Genomic DNA, 18987 nt, shown 5'->3' with positions numbered 1-18987 from the left:
CCCTCCTCCGAGGCGGTGCGTCCGGCAAGCCAGTGAACTCACGCAGCCAGTTGCTGCGCGAAGCGACGCTCGAACGCCAGGCCGTTCGCGTCGAAGAGATGGCAATGGTCTGGCGTCGATCCCACCTTGAACGCCTCGCCGCGCTCGTGCCGCTCCAGCGGCGGAATGCGCGCGATCAGGCCATCGGGCGCGACCGGGCATTCGGCGTAGAGATAGGCGGCGTCGCCGAGCGACTCGACCGTCATCGCCTTCGCGCTCACGCCTTCCGCGCCCGTCATGATGTGCAGGTGCTCGGGGCGGATGCCCACCGTCACCTTGTCGCCCTCGCGCGCCTTGCCCGGCTCGACGCCCACCTTCTGCGTATCGCCCGTTTCGTAGCGCACGACGACGCCGTCGCTGCCGATCTGCTGCACCGTGCCGTCGAGGAAATTCATCTTCGGCGAGCCGATGAAGCCCGCCACGAAGCGATTCGCCGGCGCGTGATAGAGACGGTTCGGACTACCGACCTGTTCGACATTGCCCGCCGAGAGTACGACGATCTTGTCGGCGAGCGTCATCGCTTCGACCTGATCGTGCGTCACGTAGATCATCGTCGTCTTCAGTTCGTCGTGCAGGCGCGCAAATTCGAGGCGCATCTTCACGCGCAGCGCGGCGTCGAGGTTCGAGAGCGGTTCGTCGAACAGGAACACCTTCGGCTTGCGCGTGATCGCCCGCCCGATCGCCACGCGCTGGCGCTGGCCGCCCGAGAGCTGCTTGGGCTTGCGGTCGAGCAGGTGGTCGATGTGCAGGATCTTCGCGGCGTTCTTCACGGCCGCGTCGATTTCGGGCTTCTTCGCGCCCGCGAGCTTGAGGCCGAACGCCATGTTGTCGTACAGCGTCATGTGCGGATACAGCGCGTACGACTGGAACACCATCGCGATGCCGCGCTTGGCCGGCGGCACGTCGTTCATGCGCGTGCCGTCGATCATCAGGTCGCCGCCGCTGATGTCCTCCAGCCCCGCGATCATGCGCATGAGCGTGGTCTTGCCGCAGCCGCTCGGGCCCACGAACACGACGAATTCGCCGTCGCCGATGTCGAGGTTCACGTCGCGCAGCACTTCGTTGTCGTCGTAGCGCTTCAGTACGTCTCTGAGGATCACGCTTGCCATGATGTGTCTCCGTTTCTGCTTAAGTCAGCTTAAGTCAGCTTAAGTCAGCTTAAGTCTGCTTAAGCCGGTTCAGTTCGAACGCGTTTGCGCCTGATTCATCCAGTACGCCACCCGCGCGGGCAGCGTCGTCATGTCGTCGAAGATCTCGATTGCGCCCGCTTCGCGCAACTCGTGCGCGTGCGCGTCGCCGCCCACATGCGTGCCGCCCACGAAGCCGAGCACCGTCATGCCCGCGGCGCGCGCCGCGCTCACGCCCGTCACGCTGTCCTCGACCACGAGGCACGCAGCGGGCGCGACGTCCATGCCCTGCGCCGCCGCGAGATAAACGTCGGGCGCGGGCTTCGGCCGGGCGACGATATCGGCGCAGTACACACGCGCGCCAAAGAAGCGGTCGAGGCCGTTGCGCGTCAGCACCTCGCGCACCACCGCCGTGTAGCTGTTGCTCGCGCAGGCCTTGGTGAGCGCCACGGCTTCCAGCGCCGCCACGACGCCCGGGAACAGCGGCGCCTCGCGCGCTTCGGCCTCGGCCACGGTGCGGATCGCATCGACGTCGGCGGCGGTGAGGCTGCGCCCGAGCGCTTCGCCCGCGCCGCTCAGCACGCGCTCGATACGCTGGCCGAGCAGCGGCATGACGACGGGCGCCGCGTCCACGCCGGGCCAGCGCGCTTCGAGTTCGCGCACCAGCACGCGGGCCGCCACCGCTTCGCTGTCGATCAGCACGCCGTCGCAATCGCAGATCAGGGCTTGAATGGACATCGCATTGGCCATTACTTGACTGCCCCGAAGGTAAGGCCCCGCACCAATTGCTTCTGCGACAGCCAGCCGACGATCAGCACCGGCGCGACCGCGAGCAGTGACGCCGCGGAGAGCTTCGCCCAGAAGAGCCCCTCAGGACTCGAGTACGACGCGATGAACACCGTCAGCGGCGCGGCGTTCGAGCTGGAGAGGTTGATGCTCCAGAACGCTTCGTTCCACGAAAGAATGATCAACAGCAGCGCGGTGGATGCGAGCCCCGGCACGGCCATCGGCATGAGCAGATAGACGATTTCCTGCCAGGTGGCCGCGCCGTCCATGCGTCCGGCTTCGAGAATGTCTTTGGGAATCTCGTTGAAATACGTGTACGCCATCCACACGGCGATCGGCAAGTTGATGAGCGTGTAGACGATCACCAGTCCGCTCACGGTGTCGAGCAGCCCCGAGTTCTTCCACAGCAGGTAGATCGGCACGAGCACGCCCACCGAAGGCATCATCTTGGTGGAGAGCATCCACAGCAGAATGCCCTGCGTGCGCTTGTTCGGGAAGAACGCCATCGCGTAGGCCGCGGGCACGGCGAGGATCAGGCAGACGATCGTCACGCCGGCCGAAATCATCACCGAATTCCACGCGAACGCGAAGTAGTTGCTGCGCGCGAACACCTCCCGGAAGCTGTCGAGCGTCGGCAGGAAGAAGATCGTCGGGATATAGGCCTGCTGCTCGGTCTTGAACGCCGTGATCGTCATCCAGAAGATCGGGAAGAACAGTGCGATCGCGATCAGCCAGGCAAGCAGCCCCGGCAGCACGCGCCCGATGAACTGCATGGGCGAAGAATGGTTGACCGCGTCGGGCGATTGCGCGGGCGTAGCGGTAATCTGGCTCATTTTTCGTACTCCCCTTTGAGGTTGCGCGCGAGCATGCGCACAAGGAAGAACGACACGATGTTCGCCAGCACGACGGCGAGAATGCCGCCAGCCGAAGCGATGCCCACGTCGAACTGCTGCAGGCCCATCGAGTAGATCAGGTAAGTGAGGTTGGTGGTTGCGTTGCCGGGACCGCCGCCCGTGGTCGTGTAGATCTCGGCGAAGATCGACAGCAGGAAAATGGTTTCCATCATCACGACGACGGCAATCGCGCGCCGCAGGTGCGGCAGCGTGATATAGAAGAACAGGGCGATCGGGCCCGCGCCGTCGATCTTCGCGGCTTCCTTCTGCTCCTGGTCGAGCGACTGGATCGCCGTGAAGAGAATGAGGAACGCGAACGGCAGCCACTGCCACGCCACGATCATGATGACCGCGGTGAGCGGATAAACGGCGAACCAGTCGATCGGTGTCATGCCCATCGAGCGCATCGCAATGGCCACGAGGCCGTACACCGGATGCAGGATCATGTTCTTCCAGATCAGCGCGCTCACCGTAGGCATCACGAAGAACGGTGCGATCGCGAACAGGCGCGCCACGCCCTGACCGATGAACTTGCGGTCGAACAGCACCGCCATCAGCACGCCGCCGACCACGGTGATCACGAGCACCGCCACGATCAGCTCGATGGTGTGCACGATCGACGGCACGAACGAGGGATCGGTGGCGAGGAACCTGTAGTTGTCGAAGCCCGCGAAACCCTTGAGGTCGGGGTTCAGCAGGTTGTATCGCGTGAACGAATACCAGATCGTCATCGCGAGCGGGATCGTCATCCACAGCAGCAGCACCGCCACGGACGGCGTCACGAGCCAGCGTGAGGCCGAGCGGCGCGATTCGACCTGCTGCGGTTTCTGTGGCGTGCGCGCTCGATTGAATATAGGCATGGGGAGATGGAGATGACGCATGAGGACCACCCTTCTCGGTTGCGCGCCTGTGCGGGGCACGGCGCGGCATCGGCTGTCGCGAGGGTGCGCGCCGCGCCGGGTGGCCCGGCGCGCACTTCGCGCTACTACACTGGCTGCCTGAACGGCGCAGCCTGACGTCTCGCAGTTACTTCTGATACCCGGCTTGCGCCACGGCGCGGTTGGCTGCGGCGTTACCCGCCGTGAGCGCCTGGTCGACGCTCATCTGCCCTGCCACGGCGCCTGCAATGCTCTGACCCACGACCGTACCGAACGACTGGAACTCAGGAATCCCGACGAACTGGATACCCGTGTACGGCACCGGCTTCGCGGTCGGATGGTTCGGATCGGCGGTCTGGATCGCCTTCAGCACGAACTCGGAGAACGGCGCGGCCTTCTTGTACTCGGGATTCTGATAGGTCGAAATCCGCGTACCCGACGGCACCGAAGCCCAGCCCTCGTCCTGCGCGACCATCTGGACGTATTCCTTCGACGTGGCCCATTCGATGAACTTCTTCGCGGCGTCCTGCGACTTCGACGACTTCGGAACGGCCAGCGCCCACGACCACAGCCAGTGCGCGCCATTGGGCGTGACTTCGGTCGGCGCGGCCGCGAAGCCGATCTTGTCGGCCACCTGCGACTGCTGCTTGTTGTAGAGGATGCCGGCCGCCACCGTCGCGTCGATCCACATCGCGCACTTGCCCGACGACATCAGCGTGAGGTTTTCGTTGAAGCCGTTCGAGCTGGCTCCCGGAGGGCCGTCCTTCTTCAGCATGTCGACGTAGAAGTTCACCGCCTTCTTCCACTCGGGCGAGGTGAGCTGCGCCTGCCACTTTTCGTCGAACCAGCGGCCGCCGAAGGTGTTCGCGACCGTCGTCACGTACGCCATGTTCTCGCCCCAGCCGGCCTTGCCGCGCAGGCAGATGCCGTAGGTGCCGGCGGACTTGTCGGTGAGCTTGTCGGCAAAGTCCTTGATCTGGTCATAGGTCGGCTGCTCGGGCATCTTGAGGCCCTTCTTGTCGAACAGGTCCTTACGGTAATACGTCATCGAGCTTTCGACGTAGAACGGCAGCGCGTAAAGCGTGCCGTTGTACGAGAGGCCGTCGCGCGCGGTCTTCACCACGTCGTCGAGGTCGTAGCTCGCGGGCAGGTTCGTCATCGGCACGATCCAGCCGCGCTTGCCCCATTGCGGCGCCTCGTAGGTGCCGATCATCATCACGTCGAACTGGCCGCTGTTGGTCGTGATGTCGGTGGTCGCGCGCTGGCGCAGCACGTTTTCTTCGAGAATCACCCAGTTCAGCTTGATGCCCGGATTGGCCTTTTCGAAGGCCGGCGAGAGCTTCTTCAGCTCGATCATGTCCGGGTTGTTCAACATGGCGATCGTGACGGTCTGCGCGTGCGCGGCGCTCGCCGCGGCGACGAGTGCACCCACACTCACCGCTCGACTTATGCACTTTGCGGCGGTCTTCATTGCTGGCTTCATGACGTTGTCTCCTTGTTCGTTGCGTTATGTCTTGCTGCAGCCGGGCTGCTGTCGTGATGCGTTGTGCAAGGGTTGCGGGAAAGGTCAACTCATCCAGTTTCCGCCGTCGACGTTGAGGGTCTGCGCGGTGATGTAATCGGCGTCGGTGGAAGCGAGAAAGAGCGCGGCGCCCGTGAGATCCCCGGGCAGGCCCATGCGCCCGAGCGGCACGGCCTCGCCCACGAGGCGCTTCTTCTCGCCGGGCGGACGATGCTCGTAGCGTGCGAAGAGCGCGTCGACCTGCTCCCACATGGGCGTATCCACCACGCCAGGCGCAATGCCGTTCACGTTGATGCGATGGGGCGCGAGCGCCAGCGCCGCCGACTGCGTGTAGCTCAGCACGGCGGCCTTGGTTGCGCAGTAGTGGGAGACGAGCGCTTCGCCGCGGCGGCCCGCCTGCGAGGACATGTTGATGATCTTGCCGCCCTGGCCCTGCTCGACCATGCGGCGCGCCACGGCCTGCATGAGGAAGAACATGCCCTTCACGTTCACTGCGAAGAGGCGGTCGTACACGTCCCAGGATTCGTCGAGGAGCGGGCGCATGTCGAAGAGCGCCGCGTTGTTGAAGAGGATGTCGATGCGGCCGAAGCGTTCGACCGCGCTCGCCACGATGCGGTCGATGTCCTCACGGCGGGTGACGTCGGCGGAGATCGCGAGCACGCGCTCGGGGTACGCGGCGGCCAGCGCCGGCGCGACGGACCCGGCGGGCTTTACGTCGACGAGCACGCAGCGCGCGCCTTCGTCCAGATAACGCTGCGCGACCGCCTCGCCAATGCCGCTCGCCGCGCCAGTCAGCACGGCTACCTTGTCCTGCAAACGTTCGGCCGCTGGGGTCGCGGTGTGTGCCACAGGTTGTCTCCAATTTCGTTCGTGCGGGGCGCGCGGCAGGCACTCCCGAGGAGCCGCTGAGCGATCGCCCGACATGTGAGCATTTGCTCTGTCGTTGATCGAATGATCGGATACGAGTCGGAGACTGTCAAGGCGAACAAACGCGATTGGCCGAGATTTCGATGGTGCGACGCGCAAGCCTCGACGGGCTGCGGCCTGCAGATCCGGCCCCCTGACCGGATGGCGAGCTGACTCGCCAATCGAAGTGATACGTTATATCATCTCGCCTTCGCGACGCCGACGCGCCCGCGTCCGCTTTCAGGCTCCCTATAGACAAGGATAGAACCATGATCACGTTCAGCCGTGCCAACTGCACGCCCCGGGCTGCCACAACCGGCGCGCGCCGTCGCGTCACGCTCGCGCGCCTCGCGGGCGGGCTCGCTCTCGCGCTGGTCGGCGCGATCGGCGGCGCGAACGCGGCCCTGGCGGCGCAGGCCGGCAGCGCCACGATTCCCGTCGTTGCGGCGGAGAACTTCTACGGCGACGTCGTCAAGCAGATCGGCGGCAATTACGTGGACGTGACGAGCATCCTGAGCAACCCCGACCAGGACCCGCACCTCTTCGAGGCCAGCCCGAAGACCGCCCGCGCGCTCCAGAATGCGCGCGTGGTGGTGTACAACGGCGCCGATTACGACCCGTGGATGACCAAGCTGCTCGGCGCCACGGGCGCCGGCAAGAACGGCGCCAACCGCACGACGATCGTCGCGGCGGACCTCGTCGGCAAGAAAGCGGGCGACAATCCGCACCTCTGGTACGACCCGAAGACCATGCCCGCCGTGGCGCGCGCGGTGAGCGCCGCGCTCGGCGCAGCGGACCCCGCGCACAAGAGCGTGTACGATGCCAACCTGGCAACGTTCCTCGCCTCGCTGCAACCGGTCGACGCCAAGGTCGCGGCGCTGCGCGCGCGCTACCAGGGGCAGCCCGTCACGGCCACGGAGCCGGTGTTCGGCTATATGTCGGATGCGATCGGCCTCGACATGCGCAACCTGCGTTTCCAGCTTGCGACGATGAACGACACCGAGGCGAGCGCCTCGGACATCGCCGCGTTCGAGCGCGACCTGCGCGAGCGCCGCGTGCGCGTGCTGATCTATAACAGCCAGGCGACCGAAGCGCTCACGCGGCGCATGCTGGCGCTGGCGAAGCAGTCGAAGGTGCCGTCCGTGAGCGTGACCGAGACCGAGCCGGCCGGCGTGAACTTCCAGCAATGGATGCTCGCGCAGCTCGACTCGCTCGACAAGGCGCTGGCAGCGGGAACAGCAGGGCAACACTAACCGTATTCAGCAAGGACAGACGTCATGACCGGGGCCGGCTCTTCGCCCACCGATATCGCTTCATCGCACCACGCACAGCACAACGGCGCCCACCGCGCGCCCACGCCTGTGCTCACGCTGGCGGGCGTGACGCTGACGCTCGGCGAACGCACGATCCTGCGCGACGCGAACTTCGCGGTGAACCAGGGCGAATTCATCGGCGTGCTCGGGCCGAACGGCGCGGGCAAGACCACGCTCATGCGGGCGATTCTCGGCCTCGTGCCGGCCTCGCACGGCGCGATCCGCGTGCTGGGCGAGCCGGTCGCGCGCGGCAACGCGAAAATCGGCTACATGCCGCAAACGCGCACGGCGCTCGCGAGCCGCCGCGTGCGCGGCCGCGACTTCGTGGCGATGGCCGCCGACGGCCACCGCTGGGGCCTGCCGCGCGCCGACGCCGCCACCCGCGCCGACGTGGCGCGCGTGCTCGACCTCGTGGGGGCGACCGCGCTCGCGGACCGTCCGCTTTCGGAGCTGTCGGGCGGCGAGCGCCAGCGCCTGCTGCTCGCGCAATGCCTGCTCGGCGACCCGAAGCTGCTGCTGCTCGACGAGCCGCTCATCAGCCTCGACCCCAACCACCAGCGCGGCGTGGTCGAACTCGTGCGCCGCGTGCAGCGCGAGCTCGGCATCGCGGTGCTGTTCTCCGCGCACGAACTCAACCCGCTCCTCAACGCGCTCGACCGCGTGCTCTATCTCGGCAACGGCGTGGCCGCGCTCGGCAGCGTCGATGAAGTCATCACCGCGCCCGTGCTCTCGCGCCTCTACGGCTCGCCGATCGAAGTGATGCGCATGAAGGGCCGCATCTTCGTGATGTCGGGCGACGTGGAAGTCGAAAAGCACGACCACGAGCATGAGCACGATCATGGCCACGACCATGGCGGCCACGGCCACGCGCACGGACACAGTCACGCCCACGGCAACAACAACGACAACACCCACGGCCACACGCACGATGCTTGAATACGATTTCATGGTGAACGCCTTCGCGGCGTCGGGCATCGTCGCGGTGCTCGCGGGCGTGGTGGGCTATTTCCTCGTGATGCGCGGTCAGACCTTCGCGGGCCACGCGCTCTCGCACGTGGGTTTCACGGGCGCGACGGGCGCCGTACTGCTAGGCGTCTCGCCGATGTGGGGCATGGTGGGCTTCACGCTCGCCGCCGGCGTTTCGATGGGCGCGCTCGGCGAAAAGCTCGCGGGCCGCGATGTCGCGATCGGCGTGATCCTTTCGCTGGCGCTCGGCTTCGGCCTCTTGTTTCTGCACTTCTTCACGTCGTATGCCACGCAGGTCACGGCGCTGCTGTTCGGCAACGTGCTCGGCGTGAACCGCGAGACGCTCGGCGTGCTGGCCGCCCTCGCCGTGGCGAGCCTCGCGGCGCTGGCCGCCATCATGCGGCCGCTGCTGTTCGCCTCGCTGCAGCCCGAACTCGCCGAAGCGAAGGGCGTGTCGCTGCGCGCGGTCTCGATGCTGTTCCTCGCCATCGCAGCGCTCGCGGTGGCCGCGTGCACGCAGATCGTCGGCGTGCTGCTCGTCTTCACGCTGATGGTCGGTCCGGCCGCCGCCGCGCAGAATCTCACCACGCGTCTGTCCACCGGACTCGTGCTCGCCGCGCTGCTCGCGCTCGTGCAGGCCTGGCTCGGCGTGACGCTCGCGTTCTACACCGACTGGCCCACCAGCTTCTGGATCACGGCGCTCGCCGCACTCGTCTACGGCGCGAGTCTGATCGGGCGTCGCTAGCACGCTGTACCCGCCATGAAAAAGGCGTTGCCCCTCGCGGTGGCAACGCCTTTTTTGCTGTTACGCCTCGCTCAGTAGAGCACGACCGAGCGGATCGACTCGCCCTTTTTCATGAGGTCGAAGCCGTGGTTGATCTGGTCGAGCGCGAGCGTGTGCGTGATCAGATCGTCGATGTTGATCTTGCCTTCCATGTACCAGTCGACGATCTTCGGCACGTCGGTGCGCCCGCGCGCGCCGCCGAACGCCGAGCCTTTCCATTGGCGGCCCGTGACGAGCTGAAACGGGCGCGTGCTGATCTCCTCGCCCGCTCCCGCCACGCCGATGATGAACGACTGGCCCCAGCCCTTGTGCGTGCATTCGAGCGCCTCGCGCATCACCTTCGTGTTGCCGATGCATTCGAACGAATAGTCGGCGCCGCCATCGGTCAGTTGCACGATGTAATCGACGATGTTCTCGACGTCGTTCGGATTGACGAAATGCGTCATGCCGAACTGCTTTGCGAGTTCGACGCGCTTCGGATTGATATCCACGCCGATGATCTTGTCGGCGCCCACCATCTTCGCGCCCTGAATCACGTTCAGGCCGATGCCGCCGAGGCCGAACACCGCCACGTTCGCACCCGCTTCCATTTTCGCCGAGTACACCACGGCGCCCACGCCCGTCGTCACGCCGCAGCCGATATAGCAGACCTTGTCGAACGGCGCGTCTTCACGGATTTTCGCCACGGCGATTTCCGGCACGACGATGTAGTTCGAGAACGTCGACGTGCCCATGTAGTGATAGAGCGGCTTGCCGCCCAGCGAGAAGCGCGAGGTGGCGTCGGGCATGAGGCCCTTGCCTTGCGTCGCGCGAATGGCCTGACACAGGTTCGTTTTACGCGAGAGACAGAATTTGCACTGGCGGCATTCCGGCGTGTAAAGCGGAATCACGTGATCGCCTTTCCTCACCGTATCCACGCCCGCACCGACATCGACCACGATGCCCGCGCCTTCATGACCGAGGATCGCCGGAAAGATCCCTTCGGGGTCCGCGCCCGAGAGCGTGTAGTAATCGGTATGGCAGATGCCCGTCGCCTTCACCTCGATGAGCACCTCGCCGGCGCGCGGACCTTCCAGATCCACTTCCTCGATCGTCAGCGGGATCCCGGCTTTCCATGCGACGGCGGCTTTCGTCTTCATCTTCGCTGCTCCTGTGTCTCGGTGATGTCGATACGCCTCATCACGGTGCCGGTGCAAACCAGGTTCGCACGCGGCCATACAGATCGATGAAGCGCGCATAGCGCTGCGCGAGCGCGGCGTCCTCGCGCGGCGACGCCACCTGCGCCGCGGCCGGCGCAAGCGCCGCGAGGTCGCTCATGCGCCAGTGCCCGCAGGCGAGGCCGCCCAGCATCGCGGCGCCGCGCGCCGCTGCGTTCGGGCAGTCGATCGCGTAGAGGTCCGCGTCGAGCGTGTCGGCGAGCAATTGCCGCCAGCGCGCGTCCACGGAGCCGCCGCCCGCGAGCTTGAGCGTCGGCACACTGCGCGCATCCCGCGTGCCTCCATCGGCGGCTTCATGGGTGCTGCGCACGGCGTCGAGGCCCGCGCGCAACGCGAACGCGACGCCTTCGAACGCCGCGCGCATGAGCGTGCCGCGCGAGTCGCCGAGCGTTGCGCCGAGCCAGCCGCCGCGCGCCGCCGGGTCGAGCCACGGCGAGCGCTCGCCGCTCAGGTAAGGCAGGAACGCGAGCGTCGCCGATGGCGGCACGGCGAACGCGTCCGCATAAGCCGAAGCCCAGTCGTAGGCCAGCCAGCCGCGCGCCGCCTCCAGCGCCACGCCCACGTTCTGCATGGCCGCCATGGAGTACCAGCCGCCCGTCGCCGAGCGGTAGCGATGCAGCCCGCGCCGCGCGGGCGGCTCGCTGCGCGCGGTCACGACGATCTGGCCGCCCGTGCCGGTCGTGAGGAGCGCGTCGCCTTCGTCGGCGAGGCCGCTGCCGAACGCGGCGCAAGGCGTGTCGCCCGCGCCCGTCGCGAGCACGATGCCGGCGGGCAGCCCGAGCGCCTGCGCCGCTTGCGCGCTCAGCGCGCCGCTCGCTTCATGCGACGCGGCCAGCGGCGCGAACCACCGCGCCGGTAATCTCAGCCGCTCGATCAGCGCGAAGTCCCACGCGCCATCGGGCGCGGCGAGCGCCGTCGCGCACGCGTCCGAGGGATCGGCTTTGACTGCGCCACCCAGCGCGACACGCAGCCAGTCCTTCGGCTGCAGCGCCCAGCGCGCGGCTTGCGCGACTTGCGGCTCATGCTGCAGGACCCAGCGCAGCAGCGGCCCCGCCATGCCGGGCGCAACGGGGTTGGGCTGCGCGTGTTCGGCGTCGTCGGGCCAGGCATCGAGCAGCGCATGCGCGCGCGTGTCGGGCCAGAGCATCGCGGGGCGCAACGCGCGGCCCGCTTCGTCGGTGAGCACGACGCCGTGCATCTGTCCGGAAAAGCCAATCGCCCGCACCGCGGCGCGCTCGCTCTCGGGCAGCCGCGCGCAGGCCGTGACGAGCGCGTCCCACCAGCGATCCACGGCGATCTCGGCCCAGCCGGGCTGCGGCGTTTCGAGCGCGTAGGCCACGCTCGCGGCGGCGCGCTCGACGCCATCGCCATCGATGATGCCGAGCTTGAGTGAACCAGTGCCGAGGTCGATGCCGAGGAAACGCGTCTGCGATGGGCTCATGAGGAACGATGTGCGAGGTGGGTGAGAACGGGAAAAGCCATCATAACGGCGAGATGCGCGGTGCCAAATGCGCGTTAAGCGGGGCCTTCAAACCTGCCGCGAACCCGCGTGCAACACAGCCGATTTCGACGCGAAAAACGCTCTTTCGCGGGTTAACCCGGTGAGTGCGCGCGCGATGCAAAATGGCTCACATTGCGCATTCGAAATAGAGATCATAACGGCGCGGCCATATGTGACATGACCCGCTGGGCATCGCCGCCCTGCGCTCGACGCACCCTCACACGCTCCGTCATGGCGCCGTTCCGCCACGCCCGCGCCGCGGTGCCCACCGCGCGCACGCGCTCAACCGCCGCAAACAGGGAGCTTCCCGCCTTGCGCCGCCACGCGCGCGGTCCAAAACGGCGCCTGGTGAAGCCGCCACGACGCGGCCGCGCACGGCCGCCGCACGCCGATCCCACCCTTATGTCGGCGGCCCATACCGACGCGCGCATATCGTCGCCGGAAAGCACGGAATAGTCTCCAGTGGTCTTGTTGCCTATTTTCTTACCGCATACCTTGGAGGCCATATCCTTAAACCAAGAGACGGAGACAGACGACATGCAAGCCAAGGGCATTGAGGACCAGGCCGCCCAGCGGTCTGGCCAGAAGCAGGTCCACCCCTGCGACGAGCGCCTGCCGTTTAGCCAGTTGCTGACACTCGGCATCCAGCACGTGCTCGTGATGTACGCAGGCGCGGTGGCCGTGCCGCTCATCGTCGGCGGCGCGATCGGGCTGCCGAAGGACCAGATCGCCTTTCTCATCAGCGCCGACCTGTTCGCCTGCGGCATCGCCACGCTGATCCAGACGCTCGGCCTGTGGATCTTCGGCATCCGCCTGCCGGTGATCATGGGCTGCACGTTCGCCTCGGTGGGCCCGATGATCGCCATCGGTACCAATCCCTCGCTCGGCCTGCTCGACATCTTCGGCTCGACCATCGCGGCGGGCGCGATCGGCATCGTGATCGCGCCGATGATCGGCAAGCTGCTGCGCTTCTTCCCGCCGGTCGTGGTGGGCACCGTGATCGCGGTGATCGGCCTCTCGCTGATGGAAGTGGGTATCAACTGGGCCGCGGGCGGCGTGGGCAACCCCGACTATGGGAACCCCATCTACCTCGGCCTCTCGCTGCTCGTGCTGATGCTGATCCTGCTCATCAACAAGTTCGGGCGCGGCTTCATCGCCAATATCTCGGTGCTGCTCGGTATCGTCGCGGGCTTCGCCATCGCGCTCGCGCTCGGCCGCGTGAATCTCGAAGGCATGGCCACCGCGCCGTGGGTCGGCATCGTCATGCCGTTCCACTTCGGCATGCCGAAGTTCCACATCCTGCCGATCGCGACGATGGTGATCGTGATGTTCGTGACCTTCATCGAATCGACGGGCATGTTCCTCGCCGTGGGCGACATGGTCGAGCGCCCCGTCGATCAGGCCACACTCGTGCGCGGCTTGCGCGTGGACGGTCTCGGCACGATGATCGGCGGCATCTTCAACTCGTTCCCGCATACGTCGTTCTCGCAGAACGTGGGCCTCATCGGCGTGACGGGCGTGAAGAGCCGCTATGTGTGCGCGATGGGCGGCGTTATTCTCGTGCTGCTCGGCCTCTTTCCGAAGATGGCGCAGATGGTCGCCTCCGTGCCCGCCTTCGTGCTGGGCGGCGCGGGCATCGTGATGTTCGGCATGGTGGCGGCGAACGGCATCAAGGTGCTCTCGCGCGTGGACTTCGTGAAGAACCAGCACAACCTCTTCATCGTGGCCGTGAGCGTGGGTTTCGGCCTCGTGCCGGTGGTGTCGCCGCACTTCTTCGCCAAGCTGCCGCCCGCGCTTTCGCCGCTGCTCCATAGCGGCATCCTGCTCGCCTCGGTTTCGGCGGTGGTGCTGAACCTGATCTTCAACGGTGCGAAGAGCGAGAAAGCCGCCGAGCGCGCCATCCGCCGCGCCGGACACGATCTCGAAGGCCGTCTCGACACGGAGCAGGCGCCGGATACGGGCCACGAAATGCCGCGCTCGGCCGCGCACTGAGTCGATCTCGCTGTACTGATCGAAGCGGGTTTGAACGTATTGAGTTGACGCGAGAGGTGCCCCGCTCGCAGGTGCCCATCCATACACAGGCGGGCGGGGTCTTTTGCTGGTTCGGCGCCATGGGAAACCATGGCGCTTTTTTTTCGTCCTTGCGTTGCGCACGCCCACGCGCAAAAAAAACGCCACGGTCTCCCGTGGCGTTCTGGCTTCCGGTTCCGAAACCGAAGCGCGTTACCCCGCCGTAGCCGCCGAAGCCGCCGCCGGCGCGCTGGCCGCGCCGTAATCGGCCGGCGCATCGGGCTCGCGCGGCGTCTCGCCCGCATGCGCGATCCAGCCGCCGCCCAACGCGCGATACAGATCGACGAGGTTGGTCAGGCGCGCCAGACGCGCCGTGACGAGCGACGTTTGCGCCGTGTACAGACTGGTCTGCGCCGCCAGCACCGGCAGGTAGCTGTCCACGCCGTTCTTGTAGCGCAGTTCCGAAAGCGTGAGCGAGCGCTGGTTCGCAAAGGTGCTGCGCTCGAGCGCGGCGATCTGCTCGTCGTAGGTGCCGCGTGCAGCCAGACCATCGGCCACTTCGCGGAACGCCGACTGGATCGACTTCTCGTAGTTGGCGATCTCGATGCGCTTCTCGACATTCGCGAGTTGCAGGTTCGCGATATTCGAACCGCCCTCGAAGATCGGCAGCGTGATCTGCGGCACGAAGCTCCACGCCGCCGTGCCGGCCTTGAAGAGCCCACCGAGCGACAGGCTTTCGGTGCCGAACGCCGCCGTGAGCGAGATCTTCGGGAAGAACGCCGCACGCGCCGCGCCGATGTTGGCGTTTGCCGCGAGCAGCGTCTCTTCGGCCTGCATGATGTCCGGACGACGCGTGAGCAGATCCGAAGGCAGGCCTGCAGGAATGTCGTTGAGCAGCGCCTGGCCGTCGAGCGGCAGACCTTGCGGCAGATCCGCCGGCAGCGGCTCGCCAATCAGCAGCACGAGCGCGTTTTCGGCCTGGGCACGAGCGCGCAGTTGCGCCTGCATGTTGGCCTGCGCGTTCTCGACCACGGTCTGCGCCTGACGCAAATCGAGTTCGGTGCCGGTGCCCGTATCGAACTGCGCCTTCGCGATGTTGTACGAGTCCTGCGCCGTCTTGAGCGTTTCCTGCGTGACCTTGAGCAGGTCGTCGTCGGAGAGCATCGTCAGGTACTGATCCGCGACTTCCGAAACCAGCGTGATCTCGGCCGACTTGCGCGCATACGCCGTGGAGAGGTACTGCGCCAACGCCTGGTCCTTCAGGCTGCGGATGCGCCCCCAGAAGTCGATTTCCCACGACGCTTGCACGCCCACGTTGTAGACGCTGTACGGATTATTCACCGTGGTCTGAAAGTTCCTCGGCACGCGCGTGCGCGTGTCCGAAGCCACACCGTTGATCGCCGGGAACAGCTCGGCGCGCGTGATCTGATACTGCGCGCGCGCCGCCTCGACGTTGAGCACCGACACGCGCAAGTCGCGGTTGTTCTTCAGCGCGATGTCGACGAGCTGCTGCAGGCGCGGATCGACGAAGAATTCGCGCCAGCCGATGTCGGTCGCCACGGCGCCATTGGCGCTCGGGGCTGCCTGGCCGTTCTGACCATTCGCGCCCGCAGCAATGGGCTGCGTAGCGTACACGCCGCCCTGCGGGAAGCTCTGCGACACCGGCGCTTCGGGCCGGTGGTACCAAGGCTCCATCGTGCAACCCGCGAGGAGCGCGGCGGCCACCGCTGCGGCGGCCGTTGCAATTACGGATAGTTTATGCATCTCAATGTCCTTCCTTGCCCGGGCCGTCGCCGTTGCCACCTTCGCCACCACGGTCGTTGCCACCCCTGCCACCCTGACCGCCGGCGCCGCCACCATTCGCGCCATTGTCCTGGTCATGGTCGTGCGCGTGGTGCTCTTCGTAGTGCTGCAGCGCGACGTCCGCGTCTTCCTTCTCGCCGGCGAACTTCGCGCGAATCACCACGAAGAACATCGGGATCATGAAGATCGCGAGGAACGTGGCCGTGATCATCCCGCCGATCACGCCCGTGCCGATCGCGTGCTGCGAAGCCGAACCCGCGCCGTTACTGATCGCGAGCGGCAGCACGCCGAGAATGAACGCCATCGACGTCATGAGAATCGGCCGCAGACGCAGTCGCGAAGCTTCGAGCGCCGCCTCGATCGGTCCCATCTTTCCTTCGGCCTGCAGGTCGCGCGCGAACTCCACGATCAGAATCGCGTTCTTCGCCGACAGACCCACAGTGGTCAACAGACCCACCTGGAAGAACACGTCGTTCTCGAGGCCGCGCAAGGTCACCGCCAGCAGCGCGCCGAGCACGCCGAGCGGCACCACCATGATGACCGCGAACGGAATCGACCAGCTTTCATACAGCGCCGCGAGACACAGGAACACGACGAGGATCGAGATGCCGTACAGGATCGGCGCCTGCGAGCCCGACTGACGCTCCTGGTACGACAGGCCCGTCCATTCGTAGCCGATACCCGCGGGCAGCTTCGCCGCGATCTGCTCCATGGCCGTCATGGCCTGGCCGGTCGACTTGCCCTGGCTCGCCTGACCCTGGATTTCCATCGCCGAAATACCGTTGTAACGCTCGAGCTTCGGCGAACCGTACGTCCAGTGGCCGCTCGCGAACGAGGTGAACGGCACCATCCCGCCCGAGCTGTTGCGCACGTACCAGAGACCGAGGTCTTCCGGATTCATGCGGAACGGCGCGTCGGCCATCGCGTACACCTTCTTGATACGGCCGTCGGTGTCGAGGAAGTTGTTCACGTACGCCGATGCCCACGCGATCGAGAACGTCTGGTCGACCGCCGCCGACGTCACGCCGAGCGCATTGGCCTTCTCGCGGTCGATATCCACCTTGAACTGCGGCGTGTCGTTCAGGCCGTTCGGGCGCACGAGCGCAAGCGACGGGTCCTTCGCGGCCATGCCGAGCAGCATGTTGCGCGCTTCCATCAGCTTTTCGTGGCCGACGCCGCCGCGATCCTGCAGTTCGAAGTCGAAGCCCGACGCGGTGCCGAGTTCAGGAATCGAAGGCGGATTCACCGGGAAGATCATCGCGTCCTTGTAGTTCGCGAAGTGACCGTACATGCGGCGCACCAGCGCCTGGACCTTCTGGTCCGCGTGCTGACGTACCTTGTAGTCCTTCAGACGCACGAACACGAGACCCGAGTTCTGGCCGCGGCCCGCGAAGCTGAAGCCGTTCACGGTGAAGGTCGATTCGACGATGCTGCCTTCGTCCTTGAGCAGCCAGTCCTGGATGTTCGCGAGCGTGCGCGCCGTGGTTTCCTGCGTCGAGCCCGAAGGCGTCTGCACGATCACGAACATCGTGCCCTGGTCTTCATCGGGCAGGAACGACTTCGGCAGGCGCACGAACAGCAGGCCGACCGCGACGATCACCGCGAGGTAGATGATGAGCCAGCGGCCCGAGCGCTTGATCACGTGGTGCACGCCGCTGTGGTACTTGTCGCGGCTCGTCTCGAACGTACGGTTGAACCAGCCGAAGAAGCCCTTCTTCTCTTCGTGGTGGCCCTTCGGAATCGGCTTGAGGATGGTCGCGCACAGCGCCGGCGTGAGAATCAGCGCGACGAGCACGGACAGCACCATCGCCGCCACGATCGTGAGCGAGAACTGCCGGTAGATGGCGCCGACCGAGCCGCCCGAGAACGCCACCGGCACGAACACCGCGGAGAGCACGAGCGCCACGCCCACCAGTGCGCCGGTGATCTGGCCCATGGCCTTGCGCGTGGCTTCCTTCGGCCCTAAGCCCTCTTCCACCATCACCCGCTCGACGTTCTCCACGACCACGATCGCGTCGTCCACCAGCAGGCCGATGGCGAGCACGAGACCGAACATGGACAGCGTATTGATGGAGAAGCCCACCATCGCCATGATCGCGAACGTGCCCAGCAGCACCACCGGCACCGCGATCGTCGGAATCAACGTCGCGCGCAGGTTCTGCAGGAACAGATACATCACGAGGAACACGAGCACGATGCCTTCCAGCAGCGTCTTGATCACTTCCTCGATCGACAGGCGCACGAACGGCGTGGTGTCGTACGGGTACTTCACGACGAGACCGTGCGGGAAGTACTTCGAGAGGTCGTCGATCTTCTGGCGCACGAGCTTCGCGGTCTGCAGCGCGTTGGCGCCCGTCGCGAGCTGAATGCCGAGGCCGGCGGTCGGCGCACCGTTGTACTTCGTGTCGAAGTTATAGTTTTCGCCGCCCAGCGTGATGCGCGCCACGTCCTTCAGACGCACCTGCGAGCCGTCCTGGTTCACCTTCAGCAGGATGTCGCCAAACTGTGCCGGCGTCTGCAGCAGCGTCGCTTCGGTGATGGTCGCCTGGAACGACTGCCCTGCCACCGCCGGCGTGCCGCCCAGCTGGCCGCCCGCGATCTGCACGTTCTGCGCGGTGATCGCCGCTGTCACATCAGATGGCGTAAGCTGGAAGTTCGTGAGCTTGTTTGGATCGAGCCAGACACGCATCGCGTACTGCGAGCCGAACAGCGTGACCGTACCCACGCCGTCGATACGGCTGATCGGGTCTTTCACGTTCGACGCGACGTAGTTCGCGAGGTCGTACTTGGTCATGCTGCCGTCTTCGGACACGAACGCGAGCACCAGCAGGAAGCTGCTGCTCGATTTCGTGACGCTGATACCGAGTTGCTGCACCACCTGCGGCAGAATCGGCGTGGCGAGCTGCAGCTTGTTCTGCACCTGCACCTGCGCGATGTCGGGGTTGGTGCCCGCCGCGAAGGTCAGCGTAATCGTGGCCGTGCCCGAGTCATCGGAAGTCGACGAGATGTACAGCAGGTGGTCGAGACCGCTCATCTGCTGCTCGATCACCTGCGTGACCGTGTTTTCCACCGTCTTGGCCGACGCGCCCGGATAGTTCGCGCTGATCTGGATGGAAGGCGGCGCGATGGTCGGATACTGCGCGACCGGCAGCGTGAACACCGAAGCCACGCCCGCCAGCATCAGGATGATGGCGATCACCCATGCAAAGATTGGGCGATCAATAAAGAACTTTGCCATGAAG

Annotated in this window: 13 protein-coding genes and 1 pseudogene; 4 read left to right on the top strand and 10 right to left on the bottom strand. The window is 66.0% G+C overall.

The features are described from left to right. Positions 1-38 precede the first annotated feature (38 nt). The 6 genes and pseudogenes from AB4Y42_RS09860 to AB4Y42_RS09835 all read right to left on the bottom strand — a co-directional run bounded on the left by AB4Y42_RS09860 (position 39) and on the right by AB4Y42_RS09835 (position 6094). Entirely contained in the window at positions 39-1148 is a 1110-nt protein-coding gene (locus AB4Y42_RS09860) for an ABC transporter ATP-binding protein (RefSeq protein WP_368687616.1), read from the bottom strand. A gap of 69 nt (positions 1149-1217) precedes the next feature. Continuing rightward, positions 1218-1904, bottom strand: a complete 687-nt coding sequence (locus AB4Y42_RS09855) for an HAD family hydrolase (protein WP_368694073.1) — start codon at positions 1902-1904, stop codon at positions 1218-1220. Positions 1905-1915: 11 nt separating this feature from the next. Then, positions 1916-2785 carry a carbohydrate ABC transporter permease gene (locus AB4Y42_RS09850; protein WP_254317055.1) on the bottom strand — a complete coding sequence of 290 codons (870 nt, stop codon included), beginning with the start codon at positions 2783-2785 and terminating at the stop codon, positions 1916-1918. Continuing rightward, positions 2782-3639 (bottom strand): annotated as a pseudogene (locus tag AB4Y42_RS09845) (carbohydrate ABC transporter permease); the annotation flags it as partial. The pseudogene AB4Y42_RS09845 and the gene AB4Y42_RS09850, both read right to left, overlap by 4 nt. A 232-nt stretch (positions 3640-3871) precedes the next feature. Then, a complete protein-coding gene (locus AB4Y42_RS09840; protein ID WP_342921163.1) occupies positions 3872-5206 on the bottom strand; it encodes a sugar ABC transporter substrate-binding protein in 1335 nt (444 codons plus the stop codon). An 84-nt stretch (positions 5207-5290) separates the two neighbouring features. After that, positions 5291-6094 carry an L-iditol 2-dehydrogenase gene (locus AB4Y42_RS09835; RefSeq protein WP_368694072.1) on the bottom strand — a complete coding sequence of 268 codons (804 nt, stop codon included), beginning with the start codon at positions 6092-6094 and terminating at the stop codon, positions 5291-5293. Positions 6095-6420: 326 nt separating this feature from the next. On the opposite strand from AB4Y42_RS09835, the gene AB4Y42_RS09830 reads away from it, so the two are divergent. Genes AB4Y42_RS09830 through AB4Y42_RS09820 form a run of 3 tightly spaced genes read left to right on the top strand, consistent with a single transcriptional unit; the run spans position 6421 to position 9175 of the window. Further along, positions 6421-7404, top strand: a complete 984-nt coding sequence (locus AB4Y42_RS09830; RefSeq protein ID WP_368694071.1) for a metal ABC transporter solute-binding protein — start codon at positions 6421-6423, stop codon at positions 7402-7404. 24 nt (positions 7405-7428) lie between these two features. After that, positions 7429-8400 (top strand): ABC transporter ATP-binding protein, encoded by a 972-nt coding sequence (locus AB4Y42_RS09825; protein ID WP_368687612.1) that lies wholly within the window; start codon positions 7429-7431, stop codon positions 8398-8400. Then, on the top strand, positions 8393-9175 hold the full coding sequence (locus AB4Y42_RS09820; protein ID WP_028205927.1) for a metal ABC transporter permease: 783 nt from the start codon (positions 8393-8395) through the stop codon (positions 9173-9175). Before AB4Y42_RS09825 ends, AB4Y42_RS09820 begins: the two co-directional genes overlap by 8 nt. Positions 9176-9246: 71 nt before the next feature. Here AB4Y42_RS09820 and AB4Y42_RS09815 read toward each other — a convergent pair whose 3' ends face one another. Together AB4Y42_RS09815 and AB4Y42_RS09810 are read right to left on the bottom strand one after the other, a co-directional pair. Then, on the bottom strand, positions 9247-10353 hold the full coding sequence (locus AB4Y42_RS09815) for an S-(hydroxymethyl)glutathione dehydrogenase/class III alcohol dehydrogenase (RefSeq protein ID WP_368694070.1): 1107 nt from the start codon (positions 10351-10353) through the stop codon (positions 9247-9249). A gap of 40 nt (positions 10354-10393) precedes the next feature. Then, a complete protein-coding gene (locus AB4Y42_RS09810; protein ID WP_368694069.1) occupies positions 10394-11872 on the bottom strand; it encodes a xylulokinase in 1479 nt (492 codons plus the stop codon). Positions 11873-12469: 597 nt separating this feature from the next. On the opposite strand from AB4Y42_RS09810, the gene AB4Y42_RS09805 reads away from it, so the two are divergent. After that, the gene (locus AB4Y42_RS09805) at positions 12470-13924 is read left to right on the top strand and encodes a nucleobase:cation symporter-2 family protein (protein WP_368687609.1); all 1455 of its coding nucleotides are present in this window, start codon (positions 12470-12472) and stop codon (positions 13922-13924) included. 231 nt (positions 13925-14155) lie between these two features. Here the strand turns inward: AB4Y42_RS09805 and AB4Y42_RS09800 are convergent, their stop codons facing one another. Continuing rightward, entirely contained in the window at positions 14156-15706 is a 1551-nt protein-coding gene (locus tag AB4Y42_RS09800; RefSeq protein ID WP_368694068.1) for an efflux transporter outer membrane subunit, read from the bottom strand. A 1-nt stretch (position 15707) separates the two neighbouring features. Continuing rightward, the gene (locus AB4Y42_RS09795; protein ID WP_368694067.1) at positions 15708-18983 is read right to left on the bottom strand and encodes an efflux RND transporter permease subunit; all 3276 of its coding nucleotides are present in this window, start codon (positions 18981-18983) and stop codon (positions 15708-15710) included. Between the last annotated feature and the right edge of the window lie 4 nt (positions 18984-18987).

This window comes from Paraburkholderia sp. EG286B (assembly GCF_040965655.1).
Taxonomy (GTDB): domain Bacteria; phylum Pseudomonadota; class Gammaproteobacteria; order Burkholderiales; family Burkholderiaceae; genus Paraburkholderia.
Note: the sequence above shows the minus strand (reverse complement) of the source record. Positions and strands in the feature narration are given on the sequence as shown.